Below are 23,952 nucleotides of genomic sequence, written 5' to 3'. Positions count from 1 at the left end.
CACCTTACCTTGAGGGCCCGCGCCGGTCATGAGACGTTCGTTCTCCCGTGCACCATGGTGCGCTCGTAGATCCGGGCCTCGATGAAGATGCGCAGGGCCTCGGCATCCAGCAGGTTCACCTTGGCCTCCTGGTCCAGGATCTCCAGGCTGCGCTCCAGGCTCACGGCGGCCTTGTAGGGGCGGTCGGCCGCGGTGAGGGCGTCGTATACGTCGGTGACGGCCATGAGCCGGCTCTGCACGGGGATGTCCGGTTCCGTCAGCCGCCTGGGGTACCCGTGCCCGTTCAGGCGCTCGTGGTGGGCGTAGGCGATGTCGGGCACACCGGCCAGCTCGTGGGTCCATGGGATCTGGGTGAGGAAGCGGTAGGTGTGGGTGACATGGCTCTGGATCTCCTCCCGCTCCTCGGTGGAGAGGCTTCCCTTGGGGATCCGCAGCAGGTCCAGGTCGTCGGGTTCGAAGAGGACCCGCCGGTCCCCGCTCCAGTGCTGGTAGGTGAGGTCCTCCAGCCGGTCCAGCTCCTGGGCCACCTCCTGGGGCAGCACCGTGGGCTCGTTGCTCCGCCGCACCAGGTCCATGATGCGCCGGGTCTCCTCCTCCTGGTGGCGCAGCAGCTCCTCGAGCTGAACCTCGTCGAAGGTCCGCCCCTGGCCCCAGGCCTCGAGGATCCGGTCCCGCAATGATTCGACGGAACGCTGGTGGAGGCGCTGATAGAGGCTCTCCAGACGCTCGTGGGGCAGCTTCTTGGCCTTCACCAGCACCTGCTCGCGGACCCCGACCTTCCCAAAGTCGTGGAGCAGGCTGGCGTAGCGGATCTCGCGGATCTGGATCGGCGTGAAGTGGAGCTGGCCGTAGGGGCCGCCGGACGTGCGGTTCACCGCCTCCGCCAGGCCCACGGTGAGCTCGGCCACGCGGCTAGAATGGCCGGAGGTGCTGGGATCACGGGCCTCGATGGCGGTCACGGAGGCGTTCACGAAGCCTTCGAAGAGCCGCTCGATGTCGTTCTTCAGCCCCAGGATCTCCTGGGTGCGGGCCTCCACCATGCGCTCAAGGTTCTGCTGGTACTCCTCGTTCTCCCGCAGCAGCCGGTAATGCTCCAGGGCCCGCCCCAGGCTGGCTTCGATCTCCACCAGCTTGAAGGGCTTCTGGATGAAGTCGTAGGCCCCGCGCTTGAGGGCCTGGATGGCCGATTCCGTGGTCGCGTAGCCCGTCATCAGGATGCCGAGGCTGCGCGGGTCCTCGTCGTGGATCGCCCGCAGCAGCTCCAGGCCCGACAGCCCGCCCGGCATGTTGAGGTCGGTGAAGATGACCGGGAAATGCTTCTGACGGACCTGCTCCAGGGCCCGGGCGCCATCCTCGGCGCCGGTGGCGTCATAGCCATGGTCCACCAGCGCCTCCACCAGGAGGTTCCGGAGATCGGCCTCGTCGTCCACGATCAAGATGGGGATGGGAGGGGAGAGAGGCACGCGGGCTCCGTGTACCTGGGCCTCATCGGGTGGGGCCAAGCCTGGGCCAAGTTTCGCACGGATGCGGCGTTTTCTGCCTGCATCTCCCGTGAACCCAAGCGCAGCGCCGGGTGAGCGGCTGCCGGGCGAGGGCGCCTACTGGACGGCCTCGCCTTCGACCAGGAGCTGGCCGTCGCGAACCGAGAGCAGGGCCCGGCCGCCGGGCTGAAGCTGGCCCTGGAGGATGAGGCGGGAGAGCGGATTGACGACGGACTGCTGGATGAGGCGCTTGAGCGGCCGGGCGCCGTAGTGGGGGTCGAAGCCGCGGGACCCGCTCCGCGAGGCCAAGCGCAGCGCGGGCCGAGTGGGAGGACGCGCCCGTGGCGCGTCCGATCGCGGGGGAGCAGGCCCGGCCCGTGAACCCAAGCAGAGCGCCGGGTGAGCGGCTGCCGGGCGAGGGCGCCTACTGGACGGCCTCGCCCTCGACCAGGAGCTGGCCGTCGCGGACCGAGAGCAGGGCCCGGCCGCCGGGCTGGAGCTGGCCCTGGAGGATGAGGCGGGAGAGCGGATTGACGACGGACTGCTGGATGAGCCGCTTGAGCGGGCGGGCGCCGTAGTGGGGGTCGAAGCCCTCCGACGCCAGCCAGTCCAGGGCCTCCTCCGGCACCTCCAGGTCCAGCCGCTGCTCCTTCAGCAGGGCCTCCACCCGCTTGAGCTGGATGCGGGCCACGGCCTTCATGTCGTCCTGGCTGAGGGACCGGAAGATGACGACTTCGTCCAGGCGGTTGAGGAACTCGGGCCGGAAGTGGCCGTGCAGGGCCGCCATGACCGCGGCTTCGGCCTTGGTGGCGTCGCCGCCGGCATCGTAGATGGCCTGGCTGCCCAGGTTGGTGGTCATGAGCACCACCGTGTTGCGGAAGTTCACCGTGCGGCCCTGACCGTCCGTGAGGCGCCCGTCCTCCAGCACCTGGAGGAAGAGGTCGAAGGTGCGGGGGTGGGCCTTCTCCATCTCATCGAGCAGGATCACGGCATACGGGCGACGGCGGATGGCCTCCGTGAGCCGGCCGCCCTCCTCGTAGCCCACGTAGCCCGGCGCGGCGCCGATGAGGCGCGTGGCGTCGGCCTCGTGGGTGAACTCGCTCATGTCGATGCGCACCAGGGCGTTCTCGTCGTCGAAGAGGAACTCCGCCAGGGCCCGGGCCACCTCCGTCTTGCCCACGCCCGTGGGGCCCAGGAAGAGGAAGCTGCCGATGGGTCGCTTGGGATCGCCCAGGCCGGCGCGGTTGCGCCTCAGGGCGTCGGAGATGGCCGTCAGGGCCGGATCCTGGCCCACCACGCGCTCGCCGAGGCGGGCCTCCATCTTCAGGAGCTTCTCCACCTCGCCTTCGAGGATGCGGCTCACGGGGATGCCGGTCCAGCGGCTGACGATGGCCGCCACATCCGGCTCGCCCACCTCCAGGCGCAGCATGGCGCTCTCCTTGGGCGAGGTGGCGGCGATCTGCTTCTCCAGGGCGGGGATCTCGCCGTACTCGAGCCGCGAGGCCCGCTCGTACTCGCCCTTCGTCTTGGCCTGGTCCAGCTCGATGCGCAGGTCGTCCAGCTTCTTCTGGAGGCCCCGCGTGCCCTCGATGACCTTCTTCTCGTTCTCCCACTGGGCCCGGAGCTTGGACAGCTCCTCGTTCAGCTCGGCCAGTTCCTTCTCGAGATCGGCCAGGCGCGCGCGGCTGGCCGCATCCTTCTCCTTCGTGAGGGAGTGCCGCTCCAGCTGCAGCTGCATCTCGCGGCGCTCGCGGACATCGATCTCCGTGGGGCGGCTGTCGATCTGCATGCGCACGGCGCTGGCGGCCTCGTCCATGAGGTCCACGGCCTTGTCCGGCAGGAAGCGGTCGGAGATGTAGCGCTGGCTCAGGTGGGCCGCGGCCACCAGGGCGGCATCCTGGATGCGCACGCCGTGATGCAGCTCGTAGCGCTCCTTCAGGCCGCGCAGGATGGAGATGGCGTCCTCCACCGAGGGCTCGTCCACCAGCACCGGCTGGAAGCGGCGCTCCAGGGCGGCATCCTTCTCGATGTGCTTGCGGTACTCGTCCAGGGTGGTGGCGCCGATGCAGCGCAGCTCGCCCCGCGCCAGGGCCGGCTTCAGCAGGTTGGCGGCGTCCATACCGCCCGACACCGCCCCCGCGCCCACCAGCAGGTGCAGCTCGTCGATGAAGAGGACGATCTGGCCCTCGGCCTTCTCCACCTCCTCGATGACGCCCTTGAGGCGCTCCTCGAACTGCCCGCGGTACTGGGTGCCGGCCACCAGGGACCCCATGTCCAGGCCCATGACCCTCAGGCCCTTCAGGCTCTCCGGCACATCGCGCTTGTGGATGCGCTGGGCCAGGCCCTCCACGATGGCGGTCTTGCCCACGCCGGGCTCGCCGATGAGCACGGGGTTGTTCTTGGTGCGCCGCGAGAGCACCTGCAGCACGCGGCGGATCTCCTCGTCGCGGCCGATGACGGGATCGAGCTTCCCGGCCTCGGCCAGGGCCGTGTAGTCCTTGGCGTACTTCTCCAGGCTGGCGAACTTCTCTTCGGCCTTCTCGTCCTCCACCTTCGAGCCCTTGCGGGTCTCGCGGATGGCGGCCTCCAGCGCCTTCCGGTCCAGGCCGAAGCGCTCCAGCACCTTCTTGGCGTCCGTGTGGGCGTTGCTGAGGGCCAGCAGCAGGGCGTCCGTGGCCAGGAAACGGTCGCCTAGGCCCCGGCCCGTGTCGCTGGCGACTTCGAGGAAATGGCGGAAGGCCGCGCCCACCTGGGGCTCGGCGCCCCCGACGGCTCGGGGCAGCTTCGCGACGAGGTCATCGGCGGCATCCACCAGGCCCTGGGTGGATTCGGGCGCCAGTCCAGCCCGCTCCAGCAGGGGGCGGAGGCCGGCCTCGGGGGCGAGCAGGGCCAGAAGGAGGTGCTGGGGCACCAGCTCCGGGTGCTGGTCCGCCACGGCCCGCTCGCGGGCGGCCACCAGGGCGTCGTTGGCTTTCTGGGTGAAGGGAAGGAGGGACATGAACCACCTCGGGTTCCATGATGAGACAAATATGATTGGATTACACTAAAATTTTCTTCTATAAATTAAACGTACGCTCCTTCCCCCCGCTCTACCTTCGCTGCCCTGGCGGATCCTTCCCGCCTGTCCTCGGGCGAGGCCACCGTCAAGGCTCTGGCCGAACCCTTCCATATGAGCCTGCCGGCTGGAGACGAAGCCCCACGGCAAGGCCTCCGGCTGGCTCGCCCAGTATCGGCAGTTCTGGGAAGCGCGCCGATCGCCTGGGAGCGACCTGGAGCTGCTGGCTGCGGAGGTGGCTCGCTGAGCGGAGGCCGCCGGTTCAGGCCAGGCCCCGCCTCGCCGCCTCGCGCTTCAGCGTCGGGTTGAGCTGGAGGGCCTTGGCTGCCAGGGTCCGGGCCTCGTCCGGGCGCCCCTCCCGCTTCACCCGCTCCGCGTCCAGCAGCTGGGCCCAGCCGTCCCAGGGACGCGTGCGGGCGGCGCTGCGGAGGGCGGCGGCCGCGCCGGGGTCCAGGGGCAGCCGCAGCTCCCGGGCGGCCTCGAGGGCCAGGGCTCCCCAGGCGAGCTGGAGGCCGGGGTTGCCAGGGGCGGCCATCACGGCGCGTCTCTGGAGGTCCAGGGCCTCCCGGGCCGGCGCGGAGGCGCGGGCGGCGAGGGCCGAAAGCAGCCGCTCGCGGGCGCTGGCCGCCAGGGCGTCCGCCTGGCCAGGGCCCCGGGCCAGGACGCTTCCGATCTCCCGTCGGGCCTCGGCCAGGTCCGCGGTGGCGTCCCGGCCCTGGTTCAGATCCGCGGCGGCCCGATCCAGGAGGGCGGTGGCCAGGCCCAGGCGCGAGAGCCGCGACGAGGGCTGGAGGGCCAGGCCCTTCCGGTGACAGCGCAGGGCCTCCTGGAGCGCGGCGTGGGGATCGGCGCCGGCCCAGGCCTGGTACTGGGCCAGAGTCTGGTAGGCCGCGCCCTCGCTGTAGTCGTGGCCGACCCAGGGGCGCAGGGCGGAGGCGGCTTCCAGATGATTGGCAGCGGCCCGGACCTCCGCCGTCGGATCCTTTCCGGTCTGGAGCTGGCGCTCGCCCCGCAGGGCGTGGATGTTGCCGAGCGCGTCCAGGAGGTAGTCGTGCAGGCGCGGCTGCCCGAGCGCCTTCTGAAGGCCGGCCTCCGCCTTGGACAGGAACGGCTCCGGATCCCGTCCCTGGGCCATCTCGCGCTCGGCGCGGTTGCGCAGGACCGTGGCCCAGTTCACCCACAGGGCGGCCTCGGCGGGCCGGAGCGTGAGGGCCATCTCGGCGTCCGACGCGGCGGCGTCGAGTTCGGAGCTGGGGTCCTCGCCGTGGTTCAGGAGGTAGGCGGCCCAGCGGCGGTGGATGGCGGTCCCGTAGCTGTGCGCCCGCCAGTTGTCACGGTCCACCGTCAGGGCCTCGCGGACGGGGGCGAGCGCCCAGTCGCGATCCACCGGGGTGGCCTGGCCCTGGTCCACCTTCAGGCCCAGCAGGACGAAGCGGCGCTGGGCCTCCTCCACCAGGGGCTCGGGGGCGCTGCGGGCGCGGTCCTGGGCCGCCGCGAGGGCGGCGCCCTCCTCTCCGATCTGGGCCAGGGCATCCTCCCGCCGGCCTTTGGCGAGCAGGTCGAAGGCCACCTCCTGGCGGACTTCGGCTTCCAGCAGCCAGGGCTCCGGGAACCAGGGCTGAAGGGCCTGGGCCTCCTTCGCCTTCTGCAGGGCCTCGTCATGGCGGCCCTCCACGAGGGCGAGCAGGCCCTCGGCGTAGGCGGAGCCCTCCAGGCTTCGGCCCTGCGCCTCACGCAGGAGGGCCAGGGCCGGACCGCGGAGGGTGGACTCCAGGTCCCGGCGGCGCTCCTCCAGGGCCTGGCCATGGAGGCCTTCGAGCTCCGCCACGTAGAGGCGCGCCAGGGTGGTGCCGAGGGCCTGGGCGGCGTCCGGATCCCGGGGCACGGCCTTCCGGGCCGCCTCGAGCTGGATGCGGGCCTGCTCCAGGTCCCCCAGGGCGAGGTGGCCGCGACCGAGGGCGAGGCGGGCGGGCCCCTGGGCCCAGCGCCCCTGTACCTCGGTCTCGGCCTGGAGCCGCGCCAGGGCGGCGCGGACCTCCAGAAGCTCCGGACCCGTGGGGTGTCGGGGCAGGCTGCGCACCTGGAAGATGCGGCTGTTGAGGCGCTCCACCTCCTGGGCCAGCTGCTGGGCGAAGCGCGCCTGGGAACGGGCCCTCAGGGCGGAGAAGAGGCCGTAGACCGCCGCCAGGAGGAAGCAGGTCAGGAGGATCGCCGCCGGCCGGTTCCGCCGGAAGAGCCGATCCGCGCGGTAGAGGAGGGAGGGACGCCGGGCCTGGATCGGATCGCCGTCGAGGAAGCGGCGGAGGTCCTCGCCGAAGGCCCGGGCCGAGTCGTAGCGGCGCTCAGGTTCCTTCTCCAGGGCCTTGAGGATGATGGTCTGGAGGTCCCGCGGAAGCCCGGGGGCGAGGCGGGCCGGGGGCATGGGCTCGTCTTCGGCGATGCTCCTCAGCAGGGCCAGCGGGGTCGCGCCCCGGAAGGGGGGCACTCCCGCGACGCACTCGTAGAGGAGGGTGCCGAGGGCGTAGACATCCGAGCGGCGGTCCACCTTGTCGGCGCGGCCCAGCGCCTGCTCGGGGCTCAGGTACATGGGGGTGCCCATGATGGCGTGGGTGTGGGTGTGCGAGATGGCGTCCAGATCCCGCGCCACACCGAAGTCCATGAGGTAGGCGTGCAGGCCCTTGTCGGTCTTCTGCAGCATCACGTTGCCAGGCTTGACATCGCGGTGGACGATGCCGGCGCGATGGCAGGCGTGCAGGGCCTCGGCGGTCTGGAGGATGACCTCCACCTTGGCCCGCAGGTCGAGGCCCGCATTGGCTTCCCGGAGGGTCGGGCCATCCACGAACTGCATGACGAGGTAGGGTTGCCCGTTCGCCTCGCCGACCTCGAAGATGTGGCAGATGTTCGGGTGTTCCAGCTGGGCCTGGACCCGCGCCTCCTGGAGGAAGCGCTCGGTGTCCTCCCGTTCCAGCCGCTTGAGGAGCTTGATGGCCACGGTGCGCTGCAGCTGGCGGTCGAAGGCCCGGTAAACCACCCCCATCCCGCCCTCGGCGACCACCTCCAGGGCCTCGTAGCGCCCCTCCCGGGGCAGCGGGAAGCGGGCCAGGAGTTCCGCGTGGCTCAGGCCGGGGGTGCGGTCGCCGGAGTTCCAGGAGGGCCGGTCGGTCCGCTCGAGCCGGGTCGCATCCTGCGGTGGTTCCGGAGTGGCGGCGGTCCAGTCGTCCCCCCTTCCGCCAGGGCCGGAAGAGGGTGAGGGGGGATCCGGGAGGAGGTCGGTCATGGGCGGGCCTCAGGATTATCGACCCTGGAGCCCGCGGGTGTCTCAGAAAACCCGGCGCCCGCGTGGAAGCCCCCCCAAGCAATGAGCCCGCTCACGCCGGCTCATTCGCCGGCGGCCCGATCCGGGCCCGGATTCAGGACGTGTAGCTGAAGCCGATACGGGCGACTTCCGCCTTTAGGCTGACCGGGGGGATGGAGGTGCCGGAGGGATCGGCGATCGAGGGTATGCCGGCCGTGTGGGTCCCTGCATCCACGGAGACCTTGCCGAAGTCCACCGAGAGAACCTCGGCCTTGAAGGTCCAGTGGTCCGGCGTGAATCGGCGGCCTAGCCCGCCACTTCCTTCGCCAGGGCCAGGCTGGCGGTGAGGCCCGGGGACTCGATGCCGAACAGGTTCACCAGGCCGGGGACCCCGTGGACCTCCTCGCGCTGGATGACGAAGTCGGGGGCGGGCTCCCCGGGGCCGTGGAGCTTGGGCCGCATGCCGGCGTAGGCGGGCTGGAGGGCGCCGTCGGAGAGGCCGGGCCAGTACTTGCGGACTTCGGCGTAGAAGCCGTCGGCCCGGCGGATGTCCACGTCGTAGCTCTCGCGGTCCACCCACTCCATGTCCGGCCCGAACCGGGCCTGGCCTGCCAGGTCCAGGGTGAGGTGCACGCCCAGGTGGCTCCCGTCGGGCACCGGGTAGACCAGCCGCGAGAAGGGGGCCGCGCCGGCCAGGGAGAAGTAGCTGCCCTTCGAGAGGTGCAGGGGCGGCACGCTGCCGGGGCGGATGCCCGCGAAGCCCCGCGCCACGGCCTGGGCGCCCAGGCCCGCGCAGTTGAACACGCGCGCTGCCACGAGGCTCATGGGCTCGGCGCCGCCCACGTCCACCCGCAGGCCCTCCGGCGTGTCCAGGCCACCGAGGACGGGGCTTTTCAGCACCACGGCCGCGCCCGCGGCCTCCGCGTCCATGCGCAGGGCCCGCATGAGGCCGTGGCTGTCCACGATGCCCGTGCTGGGGGAGAGCAGGGCCGCGGCGCAGCGGAGCCGGGGCTCCAGGGCGCGGGCTTCGTCCGGCTCCAGCCACCGGAGGTCCCGCACGCCGTTGGCTTCGGCCTTGGCCTGGAGGGCCCTCAGGGCGTCCACCTGGCCGGGCTCCGTGGCGACGATGAGCTTGCCGCAGCGGCGGTGCGCTACGCCGCGGGCGGCGCAGTAGGCGTAGAGGGCCCGGTTCCCGGCCACGCAGAGGCGGGCCTTGAGGGAATCCGTCGGATAGTAGATGCCCGCGTGGATGACCTCGCTGTTGCGGGAGCTGATGCCGGTGCCGACGCGGTCTTCGGCTTCCAGCAGCACCACCTCGCGGCCCCGGAGGGCCAGCTCGCGGGCCAGGGCCAGGCCCACGACGCCCGCTCCGATGACGATGCTGTCCACCCGTTCCATGGCTCCATCTTCGCGGCAATCCAGCGGCTGTGGGAAGATCGGGGTTCACGTCACGGCATGAGCATGAGGATTTCCTGGTGAAAGGAATCGGGAAAGAAGCGGAGGAGAGCGGAGTGGCGGAGGAGAGCGGGGGCCTGGAACAGGAACGTTTGACAGAGGCGATCCTGGGCTGTGCCATCAAGGTCCAGCGCGCCTTGGGTCCCGGCCTGCTCGAAAGCGCCTATGAGGCTTGCCTGGCCTACGAACTCGAGAAGGCTGGGCTCAAGGTCGAACGTCAAGTTCCCCTCGGCATACATTACGAAAACCTGGAGATTCCCGTCGCCTACCGGATGGACCTGCTGGTCGAGGGCGAGATCGTGCTGGAATTGAAGACCGTGGAGCACCTCACGGATTTCCACGAGGCACAGCTGTTGACCTATCTGCGTTGCGCCTCCAAACGGCTTGGATTCCTCCTCAACTTCTGGCGTTGGCCCATGAAGGACGGCGGCATCAAGCGCATCCTGAACCCCAGGGTTTCTCCGCTTTCCTCCGCCCCTCCGCTTCCCTCCGCTTAATTCATTCCTTTTTTCTTTCAGGTCAGGAAGCCTATGTCCACGCCGATGATGCAGCAGATCGCGGGTCTCAAGCGCGAGGCGGGGGAGGCCGTGCTGCTCACGCGGATGGGGGATTTCTACGAGATCCTGGGCGAGGACGCGGTGCGGGCGGCGCCGGTGCTGGAGATCGCGCTCACCATGCGCGGCAAGGGCACGGAATCGGAAACCCCCATGTGCGGGGTGCCCCACTTCGCGCTGGATTCGTACCTTCCGAAGCTGCTGGCGGCGGGCTTCTCCGCGGCCATCGCCGAGCCTACGGCCAAGGCCGAAGAGGTCAAGGGCCTCCTCCCCCGCGCCATCAAGCGCATCATCACGCCCGGCACCTGGCTGGACGACGACGCCCGCTGGCTCTGCGCGCTGCATCGTTCCGGCAGCGCCTGGGGCCTGGCCCTGCTGCAGCTGGCCTCCGGGGCCCTGCGCGTACTGCCCGGCGAGGGCGAGGAAGCCCTGCGGGCCACTCTGGAGCGCCTGGGCCCCCAGGAGCTCATCCTGGCCGAAGGCGCCGCGGATCTCCCCGATCTGGAGGCCGCCCGCACGCGCCTGCCCGCCTGGCGCTTCGAGCCCTCCCGCGCGAAGCAGCAGGTGCTGGCCTTCTTCGGCTGGCAGCACCTGGAGGGCGTGGGGCTCGACCCCTACCCGGCCGCCCTGGGCGCTCTGGCGGCCCTGCTGGATCATGTGGAGACCACGCAGAAGGGGCGTCCCGCGCACCTTCAGGGCGTGTCCCTCGAGCTGGGCGCCTCGGGCCCGCTGCTGGACGCCACCAGTGCCCGGCATCTGGAGGTGCTGGCCAATGGCCTGGACGGCGGCCGCGCGGGCTCGCTGCTGGCCCTGCTGGACCAGTGCCGCACGCGGCTGGGCTCTCGGTTGCTGAAGGCCTGGCTGGAACAGCCGCTGCGGGACCGCGGCGACCTGGAACGCCGCTGGTCCCAGGTGGCCTGGCTCACGGAGGACCGACGTCGCACGCCCATCCAGGGCCTGCTGGACCAGGTGCCGGACCTGGACCGCCTGCTGGGCCGCGTGGCCCTGGGCCTGGCCGCGCCGCCGGAGCTGGCCCAGCTCCGCGAGGGCCTGGCCGTGCTCCAGAAGCTGCCGGCGAAGATCCAGGATGAAGGCTGGGCCACGGAAGTGGCGGATCTGGGCCTCTGGCCTTCGGAGACGCCGCTCTGCACGCCCCTGCTGTCGGAGCTCCAGCGCTGCCTCGCGGAAGCTCCGCCCCTGGACCTGGAGAAGGGTGGCGTCATCCGCGAGGGCGTGGATGCGGAGCTGGACGCCGTGCGCCGTCTGGCCCGGGACGCCAAGCAGGTGATGCTCGAACTCGAGGAGGAAGAGCGCGCCGCCTCGGGCATCGCCAGCCTGAAAATCAAGTACAACCGGGTGTTCGGCTACTACTTCGAGATCACCAAGGCCAACCTGGGCGCGGTGCCCGGGCACTTCCTCCGCAAGCAGACGCTGGCCAACGCCGAGCGCTTCACCACGGAGAAGCTGGTGGCCTTCGAGCAGCGGCTCCTGAGCGCCGAGAGCGACCAGGTCCGCCTGGAGGCCGTGCAGTTCCAGCGGCTGCTGGCCCTGGTGCTGGAGCATCGCGCGGACCTCACCCGTCTGGCCCGGGCTGTCGCTGCGCTGGATGTGCTGGCGGCCTTGGCGGAGCGGGCGCGGCTGTCGGGCTGGACGCGTCCCGAGCTGGGCGAGGCGCGGGAGCTGGTGCTGGCCTCCGCCCGCCACCCCATGCTGGAGGCGCGCCTGGGCCGCGAGTGCATTCCCAACGACCTCCAGTTCACCGCCGACCAGCCCATGGCGGTGGTGACGGGCCCCAACATGGGCGGCAAGTCCACCTTCCTGCGGATGGCCGCGCTGCTCGTGGTGCTGGCCCAGACGGGCTCCTTCGTGCCCGCGGAGCTCATGCGCTTCGGCCTGGTGGACCGCATCTTCACGCGCATCGGCGCCTCGGATCAGCTGGCCAAGGGCCAGTCCACCTTCATGGTGGAGATGACGGAGACCGCGCGGATCCTCAACCAGGCGACCCCCGCGAGCCTCGTGATCCTGGACGAGATCGGCCGCGGCACCTCCACGCGCGACGGCCTGGCCCTGGCCGAGGCCATCGCCGTCTTCCTGCGCGATTTGAAATCTGGCGCGCCGCGGACGCTCTTCGCCACGCACTACTTCGAGATGACGAAGCTGGCGGACGACGCCCGGATCCAGAACCTCCATGTGGAAGTCCAGGAGTGGGAGGAGCAGCTGCACTTCCTCCACCGCGTGGCCCCGGGCCCCGCGGACCGCAGCTACGGCATCCAGGTGGCGAGGCTGGCGGGCCTGCCGAAGGCCGTCATCCAGAAGGCCCAGCGCCTGCTGGCCCAGTCTCCCGAGACCCCCCTCAAAGCGCCCACGGTGCTGCAGCCGGCCCTGCCGCTGTTCGAAGTCGAGGCCGATCCCCTCCGCGCCGAGCTGGAGGCCCTGGACCTCAGCCGCATGACACCGCTCGACGCGCTGAACTGGCTGGCCATGAAGCAGAAGGACCGCCCATGAGCGCCCCGAACCACCCCATCCGCCGCCGGGACCGCGCCCTGACCGAAGCCGAGGCCATGAAGCTGCTCGACGAGGCGGAGTGGGGCGTGCTGGCCACGGTGGACGCCGACGGCTGGCCCTACGCGGTGCCGGTGAACCACGCGGTGGTGGAGGGCAGCCTGATCCTCCACTGCGCCACCAAGGGGCACAAGCTGGACAACCTGGCCGTCAACCCGAAGGTCTCGTACTGCGCCGTGACCCTGGCGGAGCCCCTTCCGGCGGAGCTGGCCACCCGCTATGCCAGCGTCATCGTCTTCGGCCACGCGGAGCTGATCGCGGACGAGGCGGAGAAGCGGTCGGCCCTGCAGGCCCTGGGGCTGCGCTTCGCCCCCGGCCATGCGGACGTGGTGGCGCGGGAAATCGGCAAGGATCTCTTCCGCACGGCGGTCGTGCGCATCCGCATCGAGCGGGCCACGGGAAAGGCCCGCCGCTGATCAGGGCTCGACGCCAAGCGCCCGGAGTGCGGTCAGGAGGGCCGTCGGCCCTGGGTAGGTGATTCCGTGCATCCCGATGGCCCGGGCGCCTTCGACGTTCTCCGGGAGGTCGTCGATGAAGGCGCAGGCCTCGGGCGGGAGGCGGAGCTTGGCCAGCATGTCCCGGTAGATGCGGGGATCGGGCTTCATGGCGCCCACCTCGTAGGAGAAGGTCACGGCGTCGAAGAGGGGGAACACCCCGGTGGTCCGGATGCCGTGCTCCGCGTGCCAGGGGCTGGTGTTGGAGAGCAGGCCCAGGCGGTAGCGGGGCCTCAGGCGCCGGATCAGGTCGAAGGTGGACGGGATCGGCACAAAGATGTCTGTGAAAGCCCGGACGAAGGCGGCCTCGGGGAAGGCGAAGCCGCACAGGGCGGACAGTCCCTCCAGGAAGGCCGGGGAGGAGATCTTGCCGGTCTCGTAGGCTCGCGGAAGGTCGGATTGGGCCACGCGCCGGGCCAGATCCTGCTCCGGCAGGCCGCAGAGGTCCGAGAGGGCGCGGTACATGCGGCGGTTGTCGAAGGTGCAGACCACCTGGCCGAAGTCGAAGATCACGGCCCGGATGGCAGGGGGGGCGGGTGGCGCGAGGGTCATGGGGCATCCGGTGGCGGGGCTTCCATCCTCGCATTCCAGGCGACCGGGCGTAGACTTCCTCCATGATCCGGCCCCTCAGCAAGACGCGCATCCGTGTGGCATGGGCCATCGCCTTGGCCGTGGACGCCATCCAGGTGCCCGCGGACCTCACTGGCCCCGTGGGCTGGTTCCTGAGCGCGGGCCTGGACCTGATCACCATGGTCGTGATGTGGGCGATGCTCGGTTTCCACTGGGCCTTCCTGCCCTCGTTCGTCACCGAGGCCGTCCCCTGGCTGAACCTGGCGCCCCTCTGGACCCTGGCCGTGGCCCTCGCCACCCGGGGCCGGGGGCCGGAGGCCCCCCCCGTTCCACCGACCCTTCCCCCTCAAACCTGAAGGAGGTTCCCATGCAGATGAACGTCGGAGGCACCGACAAGGTCGTGCGCATCCTGGTTGGGCTCGTGCTGCTGAGCCTGCTGTTCCTGCTGAAGGGCAACGCCCGCTGGTTCGGCCTCCTCGGGCTGGTGCCCCTGGTGACCGCCTTCGCGGGGTTCTGCCCGCTCTACACCCTGGTGGGCGTGAACACCTGCCCGAAGAAGTAGAGGAAACGGGTCCCGTCTCGTCCCCCGCCGGAGGTGGGCCAAGGTGTGCCTGTTTTTTCCTTTTCCAGGGCCCCGTCCGGGCCGATTGGTGGGACACTGATCTGCCTTGCGTAGGTGGGCCCCATGCGAGCCTTCCCGCGAATCCGCAGATGCCTCCGATCCGGCGTGCTGCCGCTCCTGTGCGGGGTGGAGCCTGGGTGTGCGTGGGCGGACGGGGAGCCGGGGCCTCCCGTCCCGGCCTCGTTCGGCCAGAAGCTGGATCAGTTCCAGGCGAGGACGTACCACTTCCTGCAACCGAAGGTGGAGCGGATCGACCGCTGGTTCGTGCGCAAAGGGACCGAGCCGCTGCCGGTGCCGCCCTTCGAGCTCCGTCTGGGCCTGTACGCACTCCCCGATCTGGATCCGGAGGACCACTTCCACCTGAAAGGCCTCCTCGACCTGGATGCCAAGGTCTATCTGCCCAATGCCGACCGCCGCCTGAAGCTGAAAGTGACCACCCTGGATCCCACCCTGACGCCCGGGGCTCCCCCCATCGAGGCGCGGCGGGCGGCGCGGATCGGGGTGGAGCGGAGCTGGACGGAGGATCTCCACGCCACGCTGGGCCTCATGACCAGCATCCGCCCCCAGCTCTACACGCACCTGGACTGGAGCCCCACCTGGACCGCGGGGCGATGGAAGGTCTACCCCTTCGAGCGGATGTACTGGGAGAGCCGGGATGGTCCCGGCGAGATCACCTCCATGATGGCGGACCGGTGGCAGGGCTTCTGGAACTTCCGGTCGGCCGCCTCCCTCAAGTGGAGCGAGAAATCACGCGATGCCGACCGCGCGGTCCCGGGGGGCGGCAAAGGCTGGGAGTGGGAGGCGGACCTCAGCCTGGGTTATGTCACGGAGCTTCTGCGGGAGACCGACATCGGCCGGCGCATCAGCGGCGGGGACATGGCCCGGGGCACCAGCGTCCGGTTCAGCGTCCTGGGCACGCCGGGGCAGGCGAACAGGTACCTCCTCACGTGCTTTCTCAAGCGTGAGCTGCGAAACCGCTGGATCTACTACATCGTCGCGCCGGAGATCGAGTGGAACCGCGCATACCACTGGGGCCGGGAGTACCGGGTGACCGTCGGCATCGAGCTGCTGTTCTGGCACGACCGCCTGGCGTCCAACCCTGTGCTGCGTAGCGGACCTTAGTCCACCGCCGCGCCGCGGAACTCGTCCTGCTCGTGCCGGTTCTGCTCCTCCATGAGGAGCAGGCTCAGCTCCTTCTTCAATGCGTTGAAGCCGGGGCTGGCCACGTCGCGGGGGCGCGGCAAGTCCACGCGCAGATCGCGCTTGATGGTGCCGGGCCGGTAGGTCATCACCACGGTGCGGTCCGCCAGGTAGAGGGCCTCCTCGATGCTGTGGGTGACGAAGAGGATGGTCTTCTTCAGCTCGGTCCAGAGGCGCAGCAGCTCGTCCTGCAGGTTGCGGCGGGTGAGGGCGTCGAGGGCGCCGAAGGGCTCGTCCATGAGCATGATGGGCGAGTCCAGGGCCAGCACCCGGGCGATGGCCACGCGCTGGCGCATGCCGCCGCTCAGGTCCTTGGGGAAGCGTTTCCGGAAATCCTGGAGATGCAGGAGCCCCAGCAGGCTGTCCACCTTGGACTGGATGGCGGCCTTCGGCTGCCCCTTGATCTGGAGGCCGAAGGCGATGTTCTGCTCCACGGTCATCCAGGGGAACAGCGCGTACTCCTGGAAGACCATGCCGCGATCGGGGCCGGGAGCCCCGATCCGCGCCCCCTCGACCACGATGTGGCCGGAGCTGGGCAGGCTGAAGCCCGCGACCGCGTTGAGCAGCGTGGATTTCCCGCAGCCCGAGGGACCCAGCAGGCAGACGAACTCGCCCCGGGCGATCTCGAGGTCGATGGCCTTGAGGGCGTACACGTCCTGGCCCCCGCTCTGGAAGACCTTGTGGACGCCCTGGACGGAAATGTGGCTGTCCATCGCGCTCATCCCTGCTCCAGGCCGCGGTGCCAGCGCAGCATGCGCGAGCTGAGGCGGCTCATGACCGTGTCGATGCCCAGGCCCAGCAGGCCGATGGTGAACATGCCGGCGATGATCTTGTCGGACCAGAGGTACTCGCGGGCCTCCAGGATGCGGTAGCCCAGGCCGTTGTTCACGGCGATCATCTCGGAGACGATCACCACGATGAAGGCGGTGCCCATGCCGATGCGCGCGCCCGTGAAGATGTAGGGCGTGGCAGCCGGCAGGATGATGCGCGTGAACTGGGTGAACCGCGAGGCCCCCAGGTTGCGGCCCACGCGCAGGTAGATGCTGTCCACATTCTGCACGCCCGTGACCGTGTTCATCAGCACCGGGAAGAAGGCCCCGATGCTGATGAGGAAGATGGCCGGCGGGTTGCCCAGGCCGAACCACAGGATGGACAGCGGGATGTAGGCGATGGGCGGGATGGGCCGCAGCACCTGGATGAGGGGGTTGAAGAGGGCGTAGACCACCTTGCTGTACCCCATGGCCAGGCCCAGGGGAAGGGCCAGACCCGTGCCGATGGCGAAGCCCACGAGCACGCGGTAGAGGCTCCCCATGGCGTCCTGCGGCAGCTCGCCGGAGAAGCACCACTTGAGGTACGAGCCCTGGGCCGGATCGAAGGCCTCCAGGGGCCGCAGGTAGGTCCACCACTTGGTGAGCACCTGCATGGGGGACGGCAGGATGGTGGCGTTCACCCAGCCCTTGGCGGACAGCAGCTGCCAGAGGGCCAGGGCCGCCAGCGGAACGAGGATGCCGGAGGCGGCGTGCTTGTAGCGCTTCATCCCTTCTTCACCTTCTTGGCGGGGGCCGCCTTCTTGGGAGCCGCCGCCGGCTGGTCGATCTTCAGCTGCTTCTTGGCCTCGGCCAGGAGGTCGAGCTTCACCCAATCGGAGGCCTTGGGCGGCGCGGCCATCTTGCCTACGCCGTACTTGGCCATCAGGTCCGTGGTGATCTGCACATGCTCCGTGGTGATGTCATAGCTGAAGGGGGAGTTGCCGATGGCGTCCTGGTAGTCCTCGGCGCTGATCTGGTTCTTGAACATGTTCTCGCGGACGTACTTCTCGGCCAGCTTGGGGTCGTCGATGAACTTCTTGGTGGCCTCCACGAAGCAGAGCAGGAAGCGGCGGGCCACGTCACGGCGCTCCTTGTAGAGCTTCTCGGTGATGACCAGGGCGCGGATGGGCTCGCCGATGGGGGTGTCATAGGGCTTCAGCAGCTCCACGCCGAACTTCCGGTTGATGGCCTGGGAGCTGTAGGGCTCGCTCTGGCACATGGCGTCGATGTTCTTGGCCATGAGGGCCTGGTTCAGGTCCGCGAAGGGCATGTAGAGCACCAGCACGTCCTTGCCGGGCTTGTCGGACCAGGTCAGGCCGGCCTTCGCCAGCTCGGCCAGGAGCAGCACTTCCTGCGCCCCGCCGCGGGCCACGCCCACCTTCTTGCCCTTGAGGTCCCTCAGCGACTTGATGCCCGTGGAGGCGTTCACCACGATGCGGGCCCCGCCCCTGGCGAAGCCGGCCACCACGTAGATGGGCACGCCCTGGGCCCGGCCCGCGATGGCGGCATCCAGCGCCGCGGCGCTGGCGTCGATCTCGCCCGCCACGATGGCGGGGTTGATGTCGATGCCCTTGGCGAACATCCGCTCGTCGATCTTCAGGTTGTACTTCGGCGCGATCTCCTTCATGTAGGACACGGCGCCGTAGTGGGCGAACTTCAGGTTGCCCAGACGCACCACGTCCTGGGCCAGCAGGCTCAGCGTGGAAAGCGAGAGAAGGAAGGCCAGAGGCTTCATCCGCATGGGGTACTCCGGGGGTTTGGACCATTCTAGGCCAAGGATTCCCGGAGGGGCATCGGTCAATCCTGCCTGCGCCTCGCCACCATCAGCAGCTCGCGCCCCGCCCGGCGGGGATGACTGGCGGAGGCTCGCGCGAGGTGGAGGATTTCGAAGCGCGGGAGGGCGAGATCGCGGCAAGTCTCCAGCGGAATGGCATGCGGCGGGCCGGGGCGTCCCTGGACGTCGTCGAAGACCACGACCATCCAAAGACCACCGGGCCTCAGGTGGCGCGCGCAGGCCTCCACGTAGTCCCGGCGCCGCTCCGGGTCCATGGCCACGAAGCAGGTGTGGTCGAAGATGGCGTCCCAGGGGCCAGGGACAGGCCCCAGGGGGCCGAGCTGCGGAGAGAACCAGTCCGCCGACGACCAGGTGACCCGGTCGCCGTAGCGCGCCCGGGCGCCCTGGAGGGCCAGGGGCGCGAAGTCCAAACCCGTGACCACGAAGCCCTCGGCCTCCAGCCCGGCGGCATCGTGGCCGTAGCCGCAGCCGGGCACGACGACGGAGGCGCCTGGCGCCAGTCCCGCGGCCGCGGCGCAGGCCAGGGCCTCCGCCAGCACGGGCGTGGGTCGCGCCATGTCCCAGCCGGGCCGGGCCCCGTCATCGTAGAATGCGTTCCAGTAGTCGGAGTGGGCGGTCATGGGAGGACGATCTCCGTGGCGCCCACGAAGGCGGCCAGGCGTTCCAGGGCTTCGTCCAGGCCTCGCTTCCGGGCTTTGGTGGCCTTGACGCCGGGCTCCCACCAGAGGCCCTTGATCTCCAGCAGGCCGCGGTCTCGGTGGAGCTTGGGATCGAGGCGGCCCACGAAGCGCTCGCCTTCGAGAATGGGCAGCACGAAGTAGCCATACTGGCGTTTGGGCTCGGGCACGAAGGCCTCGAAGCGATAGTCGAAGCCGAAGCGGCGCAGCGCCCGGGTGCGGTCCCGCAGCACCGGATCGAAGGGGCAGAGCAGCCGCGTGCGCTCCGGAGGATCGGGCAGCTTTGCCAGGCGCTTCTCCCAGTCCGCCAGCGCGAAGGCGGGGCGGGCTTCGCCATCATCGCCGTCCACGGTCACAGCGACGATGCGGCCGGCCTTCGCCGCGCGGTCGCACCAGGTCTTGGCCTCGGCGGCCTCGATGGAGGCCCAGAACTCCGCCAGTTCCTTCGGCGTGAAGATCACGAGCCGCTCGGCGGCGCTGGCGCAGGCCCATTCCACGTGCGCATCGGGGTCCGGGCAGGGCAGGGCGTGGTGGTCCGGCAGCACCCGCTCGGTGAGGTCGTACAGCTTCTGGAAGCCTTCGCGCCGCGGGATCATCAGCTCGCCGCTGCGCCACAGGAAGTCCAGGGCGGCCTTCTGCGGCTTCCAGCCCCACCAGGGCCCGCGTTTCTCCGGGTGCTCGAAGTCCGAGGACTTCAGCGGACCCTCGCGCTCGATGCGGGCCTTCACATCCCCCACCACTCGGGCGCCATCCGTTCCGCGGAAGTGGCTCTGCCACCAGGCGTGGGCGTGGATGCGCTCCCGGTCCCGCGCAAAGCGCGGCTTCCAGTGCCCGAACCAGGCCGTGGGGATGGCGGAGGCATCGTGGGTGAAGGCCTCGAACAGGCTCCGCTTGTCCTCCAGCAGCTTCTTCAGGTGCTCCGGCCGGTAGCCGTCCAGGCGGCTGGAGAGCGTGAGGTCGTGGGCCCGCGCCACGACGTTGATGGTGTCCATCTGCACGAACCCCAGCTTCTCGATGAGGGCCTGCACAGAGGCCGCCGTGGCGCGCCGGGCGGGCTCGTCCAGCAGCCCCTGGGCGCCGAGGAGGAGGCGGGCGGCGCGGTTGGCAGATAGGGTCGGAGGGTGGGTCATGGCGACTCGGTGATGGAAAGCCAGGATAGGCGGCCCCCCGCCGGCCGTCAGCTCCCCTCTGACGGTGCCGCTTCCGGCTGTCCTCGGGGGCCTGGCCGCGGTCACGCATGTCATGGGGCCTCAGGTTCAGGTGGAGAGCGGGGTCAGGGCCCCGGGCTTCATTCATCCCCCCCGGCGAAGAAGGTCTCGATCTCCCGGTAGAGCTGATGGCGGCTGGCCTCCAGGTGCAGCCGGTGGCCGCCCTGGCTGAGCACCACCAGGCGTTTCAAGGGGGCCCCCAGGTCGTGGAAGAGGCGGAACGCCTGGCTGGGCGGGGCCACCCCGTCCCACTCGCCCACGATGACGAGCGTGGGGCAGCGGACGCGCTCCGGCGCGTAGGGGAGCCGGCCCGACCGGTCCATCTCCGAGAAGGCGGCATTCAAGCCCGAAGGCACATGCACGCCCCGGGCATCGCTGAATGGGTCCGAAGCGAGGTAGGCCTCGCCCCAGGTCTGGAGCATCCGGGCATCGATGCGTCCTGAGGTCTTCACCTTCGATTCGAAGGCGTTCATCTGGGTCTCCACGCTCACGGGGAACCAGCCGAATTGCGCCTTGGCCTTCGAAGGCCCACCCGGATTCGAGGCGCTCGAATCGTCCGGGGCCGGGGCGCCGAAGAGCGCCAGGCGCGCCACGCGATCGGGGTGCCGTTCCGCGTACCGGCCGGCCACGAAGGTCCCGGCCGAGTGAGCCACGAGAAGTACACGGCGGACATGGGACCTGGCCTGGATGTGGTCCACGGCCCGGGCCACCTGATCCACCAAGTCATCGAGGCTGCCGAGGACCTGTCCGGCCTGGGGTGGCTTCGCCAACTCCGGGTAGCGGTCCGAACGGCCGTAGCCCAGGAAGTCCAAGGCCCAGACCTCGTAGCCGCGGTCGGTCCATTCATCCATCCAGGATGTACCGTTCATCCGCCATCCCGCGGCCAGCTCCGTAGGGAAGGTGGCCCCGTGCAGGATCAGCACCGGGAGGGCCCCCGCCCGGGGCACGCGGGGCATCGCATGATGGATGAAGAGGGAGAGCCCTGGCTGGCTGGACGGAATCCGGTGTCCCGATGCCGCGCTTGGCACCGTCGAGGGGGCTTGCGTGGCCGCCCCGTGGGCCGCAAGAGCGAGAGAAAGCAGGGAACCCGCGCCCAGGCGGATGCGAGGATGGATCATCGTAGACTCCTGTCTGGAAACCCAGCCTGAGGACCCTATGTTTCGGTTTGGAACGAAATGAGCTCGGATCCTGATTTTTCGTCCGCGGCGGCCATGCTGGTGGAACCGGCTCGGGCCGCCATGCTGGCGCGGCTGCTGGACGGCCGGGCCTGGACGGCCACCGAGCTCTCCGCCGCCGCCTCCATCCGTCCGTCCACGGGCAGCGCCCATCTCTCGAAGCTGCTGGCTCTGGGATGGGTCGAAGTCCTGCCGCAGGGGCGGCACCGGTACTACCGCCTCGCGGGGCAGGAGGTCGCCGCGTTCCTGGAATCCTTCGCGCGTCTGGCGCCCGATCCGGAGGTCCGCACGCCCGGCGAGCGCCGCGCCTCCGAGGCGCTGAGGCACTGCCGCCTCTGCTACGACCACCTGGCGGGACGGGTGGGCGTGGTCTGGACGGAAGGGCTCCTGGCGCACGGCTGGCTGGAGGCTTCGGCGGCGGGGTACACCGCCACTCCCGCGGGCCGGCGGGGACTGGTGGCCCTGGGGTTGGCCGGCTTCGACGAGACATCGGAGCCGGTGGCCGGCCGCACCTGCATGGATTGGAGTGAACGGCGCCTTCACATCGCGGGCCCGTTGGGCCGGGATCTGGCCAGGGGACTCCTCACGCTGGGCTGGTTCCAGCGTGACCCGCGCAGCCGTGCCCTCTGGGTGACGCCCCTCGGACGCGAAGGCTACCGTCGGGTGTTCGGTCGGCCGCTGCCGGAACCTCCGGGCTCAGATCCTCGCGGCTAGTTCCGCCCCCTGCCGGATGGCGCGCTGGGCGTCCAGCTCGGCGGCCAGGTCGGCGCCGCCGATGAGGTGGACGGACACGCCCCGCTCCGTGAGGGGCATGGCAAGGCTGCGCTCGGAGACCTGGCCCGCGCAGAGGATCACGCTGTCCACCGGAAGGCACTTCGACCCCGCGTCCTTGCCGTCGCGGATCCAGAGGCCCGCGTCGTCCACGCGCTCGTAGTGGATGCCGCCCATCATCTTCACCTTCATGGCCTTGAGGCCGGCCCGGTGGGCCCAGCCCGTGGTCTTGCCCAGGCTGGCCCCCATGCGGTCCGTCTTGCGCTGAAGCAGGTACACGGTGCGGGCCGGCGGGGGCGGCTGGGGCGCGGGAAGCAGGCCGCCCCGGTGGGTGTGGGCGCCATCCACGCCCCATTCCGCGAGGTAGCGGGCTCGGTCCGGTCCGTGGTCGTCGTGCACCAGGAACTCCGCCACGTCGAAGCCGATGCCGCCGGCGCCGATGATGGCGACGGTCTGTCCGGCCACCTTCCGGCCCGAGAGCAGGTCCGGATAGCTGATGACCTTGGGATGGTCCACGCCGGGGAAGTCCGGTGTGCGGGGCAGGACACCGGTGGCCAGGACGACCTCCTCGAAGTCCGCCAGCAGATCCACGGTGGCCCGCTCGCCCAGGCGCAAGGTGACGCCCGCGGTGGCCAGGCGGCGGCCGAAGTAGCGGAGCATCTCGTAGAACTCCTCTTTCCCCGGCACGCGCTTGGCGTAGTTGACCTGGCCGCCCAGTTCCTTCTGGGCCTCGAAGAGGGTGACCACGTGCCCGCGCTCGGCGGCGTGGCACGCGAAGCTCATGCCCGCCGCCCCGCCGCCCACCACGGCGATGTGCCGGGGGGCGATGGTGGGCTCGAACACCAGCTCGGTCTCGTAGCAGGCCCGGGGGTTCACCAGGCAGGTGGCGCGCTTCTGCTCGAAGACGTGATCCAGGCAGGCCTGGTTGCAGGCGATGCAGGTGTTGATGTCCAGCGCGCGGTCCTCGGCGGCCTTCTTCACGAACTCGGCGTCCGCCAGCAGGGGACGGGCCATGCTCACCATGTCCGCGCAGCCCTCCGCCAGCACCTCCTCGGCCACCTCCGGTGTGTTGATGCGGTTCGTGGTGACGAGGGGGATGCCCACCTCGCCCTTGAGCTTCTTCGTCACCCAGGCGTAGGCCCCGCGGGGCACCATGGGGCCGATGGTGGGCACGCGGGCCTCGTGCCAGCCGATGCCCGTGTTGAGGATCGTGGCGCCGGCGGCCTCGATGGCCTTGGCGAGCTGGACCACCTCGTCCCAGGTGCTGCCGTCGGGCACCAGGTCGAGCATGGAGAGGCGGAAGATCACGATGAAGTCGGGGCCCACGGCGGCGCGCACGGCCTTCACCACCTCCACGGGGAAGCGCATGCGGTTCTCGTAGCTGCCGCCCCAGGCGTCCGTGCGGCGGTTGGTGCGGGCGGCGATGAACTCGTTGATGAGGTAGCCCTCGCTGCCCATGATCTCCACGCCGTCGTAGCCGGCCCGCCGGGCCAGGACCGCGCAGCGGGCGTAGTCGCGGATGGTGGCCTGGATGCCCCGCGGGGAGAGGGCCCGGGGCTTGAAGGGGGTGATGGGGCTCTTGAGGGCCGAGGGCGCCACGCTGAGGGGGTGGTAGCTGTAGCGCCCGCCGTGGAGGATCTGGAGGGCGATCTTGCCGCCGGCCTCGTGGACGGCGGCAGTCACCTGGCGATGCTTCCCCACCTGCCAGGGCCAGGAGAGCTGGGAGCCGAACGGCGAGAGCCGGCCGCGCAGGTTGGGCGCGATGCCGCCCGTGACGATGAGGCCCACGCCGCCGCGGGCCCGCTCCGCGTAGAAGGCCGCCAGCTTGGCGAAGCCGCCCTTGGCCTCCTCCAGGTTGGTGTGCATGGAGCCCATGAGCACGCGGTTCCGCAGCGTGGTGAAGCCCAGATCGAGGGGGGCCAGCAGGTGGGGGTACGGCATGACAGCTCCGGTGGGTGATGCCAGTGTACGGTGCCGGGAAGGTCCGCGACGCCGGCGTGAATGCCTCGTGTCGTTACAGGCCATCGGCCCAGGCCGGGTTTTCCCTGGGCGCATGCCATGGGCGCTGACTCTTCCATGGGCCGATTTTCCGCATCTTGACCTGGTCCACGCAGGGCCTTCCAATGATGGACCACTCAACCCGTCGATCCTCCTTGATTGGTAAGTCCCCGGCCATGCCCTACTCATCGCTCCGCCCCTTCCCCCGCTGCACCCCTTCCGCCGGGGCCG

The 23,952-nt window shown here is 70.2% G+C and carries 20 protein-coding genes and 1 pseudogene; 8 read left to right on the top strand and 13 right to left on the bottom strand.

Annotated elements, in window-relative coordinates; genetic code table 11:
- Positions 1-26: 26 nt before the first annotated feature.
- The 3 genes from MLE42_RS04425 to clpB all read right to left on the bottom strand — a co-directional run bounded on the left by MLE42_RS04425 (position 27) and on the right by clpB (position 4,479).
- Positions 27-1,463, bottom strand: a complete 1,437-nt coding sequence (locus MLE42_RS04425) for an HD domain-containing phosphohydrolase (protein WP_243286677.1) — start codon at positions 1,461-1,463, stop codon at positions 27-29.
- Between the two features lie 135 nt (positions 1,464-1,598).
- Complete coding sequence (locus MLE42_RS04420; RefSeq protein WP_243286676.1) at positions 1,599-1,790, bottom strand: hypothetical protein; 192 nt, start codon at positions 1,788-1,790, stop codon at positions 1,599-1,601.
- Positions 1,791-1,905: 115 nt separating this feature from the next.
- The gene (gene clpB / locus MLE42_RS04415) at positions 1,906-4,479 is read right to left on the bottom strand and encodes an ATP-dependent chaperone ClpB (RefSeq protein ID WP_243286675.1); all 2,574 of its coding nucleotides are present in this window, start codon (positions 4,477-4,479) and stop codon (positions 1,906-1,908) included.
- Positions 4,480-4,584: 105 nt separating this feature from the next.
- Between clpB and MLE42_RS16350 the strand changes: the two are divergent.
- A pseudogene (locus MLE42_RS16350) lies at positions 4,585-4,783 on the top strand (hypothetical protein).
- Between the two features lie 15 nt (positions 4,784-4,798).
- Here MLE42_RS16350 and MLE42_RS16000 read toward each other — a convergent pair.
- On the bottom strand, positions 4,799-7,813 hold the full coding sequence (locus MLE42_RS16000) for a serine/threonine-protein kinase (RefSeq protein ID WP_275975703.1): 3,015 nt from the start codon (positions 7,811-7,813) through the stop codon (positions 4,799-4,801).
- Positions 7,814-8,137: 324 nt separating this feature from the next.
- Positions 8,138-9,229 carry an NAD(P)/FAD-dependent oxidoreductase gene (locus MLE42_RS04405; protein WP_243286674.1) on the bottom strand — a complete coding sequence of 364 codons (1,092 nt, stop codon included), beginning with the start codon at positions 9,227-9,229 and terminating at the stop codon, positions 8,138-8,140.
- A gap of 77 nt (positions 9,230-9,306) precedes the next feature.
- Between MLE42_RS04405 and MLE42_RS04400 the strand changes: the two genes are divergently transcribed.
- From MLE42_RS04400 to MLE42_RS04390, 3 genes are read left to right on the top strand one after another with little or no spacing between them, the layout of a single operon-like run.
- Positions 9,307-9,783: a GxxExxY protein gene (locus MLE42_RS04400; protein WP_243286673.1), complete on the top strand. Its 477-nt coding sequence runs from the start codon at positions 9,307-9,309 to the stop codon at positions 9,781-9,783.
- A 33-nt stretch (positions 9,784-9,816) separates the two neighbouring features.
- Positions 9,817-12,345 carry a DNA mismatch repair protein MutS gene (gene mutS, locus MLE42_RS04395; RefSeq protein WP_243286672.1) on the top strand — a complete coding sequence of 843 codons (2,529 nt, stop codon included), beginning with the start codon at positions 9,817-9,819 and terminating at the stop codon, positions 12,343-12,345.
- Positions 12,342-12,818 carry a pyridoxamine 5'-phosphate oxidase family protein gene (locus MLE42_RS04390; protein ID WP_243286671.1) on the top strand — a complete coding sequence of 159 codons (477 nt, stop codon included), beginning with the start codon at positions 12,342-12,344 and terminating at the stop codon, positions 12,816-12,818. The genes mutS and MLE42_RS04390 overlap by 4 nt, the downstream gene beginning before the upstream one ends.
- Here MLE42_RS04390 and MLE42_RS04385 read toward each other — a convergent pair whose 3' ends face one another.
- Entirely contained in the window at positions 12,819-13,448 is a 630-nt protein-coding gene (locus MLE42_RS04385; RefSeq protein ID WP_243286670.1) for an HAD family hydrolase, read from the bottom strand.
- Positions 13,449-13,510: 62 nt separating this feature from the next.
- Between MLE42_RS04385 and MLE42_RS04380 the strand changes: the two genes are divergently transcribed.
- The 3 genes from MLE42_RS04380 (at position 13,511) to MLE42_RS04370 (ending at position 15,210) form a co-directional block, all read left to right on the top strand.
- Complete coding sequence (locus MLE42_RS04380; protein WP_243286669.1) at positions 13,511-13,822, top strand: hypothetical protein; 312 nt, start codon at positions 13,511-13,513, stop codon at positions 13,820-13,822.
- An 11-nt stretch (positions 13,823-13,833) separates the two neighbouring features.
- Positions 13,834-14,028, top strand: a complete 195-nt coding sequence (locus MLE42_RS04375) for a YgaP family membrane protein (RefSeq protein ID WP_243286668.1) — start codon at positions 13,834-13,836, stop codon at positions 14,026-14,028.
- 165 nt (positions 14,029-14,193) lie between these two features.
- Positions 14,194-15,210, top strand: coding sequence for a hypothetical protein (locus MLE42_RS04370; RefSeq protein ID WP_243286667.1), 1,017 nt, complete (start codon positions 14,194-14,196; stop codon positions 15,208-15,210).
- Here MLE42_RS04370 and MLE42_RS04365 read toward each other — a convergent pair.
- The 6 genes from MLE42_RS04365 to MLE42_RS04340 form a co-directional block, all read right to left on the bottom strand.
- Positions 15,207-16,010, bottom strand: a complete 804-nt coding sequence (locus MLE42_RS04365) for an ABC transporter ATP-binding protein (protein WP_243286666.1) — start codon at positions 16,008-16,010, stop codon at positions 15,207-15,209. The two genes, MLE42_RS04370 and MLE42_RS04365, sit on opposite strands and share 4 nt — an antisense overlap.
- Complete coding sequence (locus MLE42_RS04360; protein WP_243286665.1) at positions 16,007-16,825, bottom strand: ABC transporter permease; 819 nt, start codon at positions 16,823-16,825, stop codon at positions 16,007-16,009. Before MLE42_RS04360 ends, MLE42_RS04365 begins: the two co-directional genes overlap by 4 nt.
- Positions 16,822-17,832: an ABC transporter substrate-binding protein gene (locus MLE42_RS04355; protein ID WP_420843076.1), complete on the bottom strand. Its 1,011-nt coding sequence runs from the start codon at positions 17,830-17,832 to the stop codon at positions 16,822-16,824. The genes MLE42_RS04360 and MLE42_RS04355 overlap by 4 nt, the downstream gene beginning before the upstream one ends.
- Before the next feature lie 62 nt (positions 17,833-17,894).
- Positions 17,895-18,512, bottom strand: a complete 618-nt coding sequence (locus MLE42_RS04350) for a methyltransferase domain-containing protein (protein ID WP_243286663.1) — start codon at positions 18,510-18,512, stop codon at positions 17,895-17,897.
- Positions 18,509-19,699, bottom strand: a complete 1,191-nt coding sequence (locus MLE42_RS04345; protein WP_243286662.1) for a winged helix-turn-helix domain-containing protein — start codon at positions 19,697-19,699, stop codon at positions 18,509-18,511. Before MLE42_RS04345 ends, MLE42_RS04350 begins: the two co-directional genes overlap by 4 nt.
- A 158-nt stretch (positions 19,700-19,857) precedes the next feature.
- A complete protein-coding gene (locus MLE42_RS04340) occupies positions 19,858-20,895 on the bottom strand; it encodes an alpha/beta hydrolase (protein WP_243286661.1) in 1,038 nt (345 codons plus the stop codon).
- 57 nt (positions 20,896-20,952) lie between these two features.
- Here MLE42_RS04340 and MLE42_RS04335 point away from each other — a divergent pair, with 57 nt between their 5' ends.
- The gene (locus MLE42_RS04335) at positions 20,953-21,666 is read left to right on the top strand and encodes an ArsR/SmtB family transcription factor (protein WP_243286660.1); all 714 of its coding nucleotides are present in this window, start codon (positions 20,953-20,955) and stop codon (positions 21,664-21,666) included.
- On the opposite strand, the gene MLE42_RS04330 is transcribed toward MLE42_RS04335, so the two are convergent.
- Positions 21,649-23,664, bottom strand: a complete 2,016-nt coding sequence (locus MLE42_RS04330; protein ID WP_243286659.1) for an NADPH-dependent 2,4-dienoyl-CoA reductase — start codon at positions 23,662-23,664, stop codon at positions 21,649-21,651. The two genes, MLE42_RS04335 and MLE42_RS04330, sit on opposite strands and share 18 nt — an antisense overlap.
- Positions 23,665-23,952: the final 288 nt, after the last annotated feature.

This window comes from Geothrix terrae, from assembly GCF_022808775.1.
In the GTDB taxonomy this organism is placed as follows: domain Bacteria; phylum Acidobacteriota; class Holophagae; order Holophagales; family Holophagaceae; genus Geothrix; species Geothrix terrae.
This window is presented reverse-complemented; position numbering and strand designations above follow the sequence as displayed.

Bases quoted from the DNA above. Each gene is read 5' to 3' on its own strand.
- MLE42_RS04385 (WP_243286670.1), bottom strand. From the start codon at position 13,448: ATGACCCTCGCGCCACCCGCCCCCCCTGCCATCCGGGCCGTGATCTTC.
- MLE42_RS04375 (WP_243286668.1), top strand. From the start codon at position 13,834: ATGCAGATGAACGTCGGAGGCACCGACAAGGTCGTGCGCATCCTGGTT.
- MLE42_RS04340 (WP_243286661.1), bottom strand. From the start codon at position 20,895: ATGATCCATCCTCGCATCCGCCTGGGCGCGGGTTCCCTGCTTTCTCTC.
- MLE42_RS04355 (WP_420843076.1), bottom strand. From the start codon at position 17,832: ATGAAGCCTCTGGCCTTCCTTCTCTCGCTTTCCACGCTGAGCCTGCTG.
- MLE42_RS04335 (WP_243286660.1), top strand. From the start codon at position 20,953: ATGAGCTCGGATCCTGATTTTTCGTCCGCGGCGGCCATGCTGGTGGAA.
- MLE42_RS04380 (WP_243286669.1), top strand. From the start codon at position 13,511: ATGATCCGGCCCCTCAGCAAGACGCGCATCCGTGTGGCATGGGCCATC.
- MLE42_RS04345 (WP_243286662.1), bottom strand. From the start codon at position 19,699: ATGACCCACCCTCCGACCCTATCTGCCAACCGCGCCGCCCGCCTCCTC.
- MLE42_RS16000 (WP_275975703.1), bottom strand. From the start codon at position 7,813: ATGACCGACCTCCTCCCGGATCCCCCCTCACCCTCTTCCGGCCCTGGC.
- mutS (WP_243286672.1), top strand. From the start codon at position 9,817: ATGTCCACGCCGATGATGCAGCAGATCGCGGGTCTCAAGCGCGAGGCG.
- clpB (WP_243286675.1), bottom strand. From the start codon at position 4,479: ATGTCCCTCCTTCCCTTCACCCAGAAAGCCAACGACGCCCTGGTGGCC.
- MLE42_RS04390 (WP_243286671.1), top strand. From the start codon at position 12,342: ATGAGCGCCCCGAACCACCCCATCCGCCGCCGGGACCGCGCCCTGACC.
- MLE42_RS04360 (WP_243286665.1), bottom strand. From the start codon at position 16,825: ATGAAGCGCTACAAGCACGCCGCCTCCGGCATCCTCGTTCCGCTGGCG.
- MLE42_RS04330 (WP_243286659.1), bottom strand. From the start codon at position 23,664: ATGCCGTACCCCCACCTGCTGGCCCCCCTCGATCTGGGCTTCACCACG.
- MLE42_RS04405 (WP_243286674.1), bottom strand. From the start codon at position 9,229: ATGGAACGGGTGGACAGCATCGTCATCGGAGCGGGCGTCGTGGGCCTG.
- MLE42_RS04365 (WP_243286666.1), bottom strand. From the start codon at position 16,010: ATGAGCGCGATGGACAGCCACATTTCCGTCCAGGGCGTCCACAAGGTC.
- MLE42_RS04350 (WP_243286663.1), bottom strand. From the start codon at position 18,512: ATGACCGCCCACTCCGACTACTGGAACGCATTCTACGATGACGGGGCC.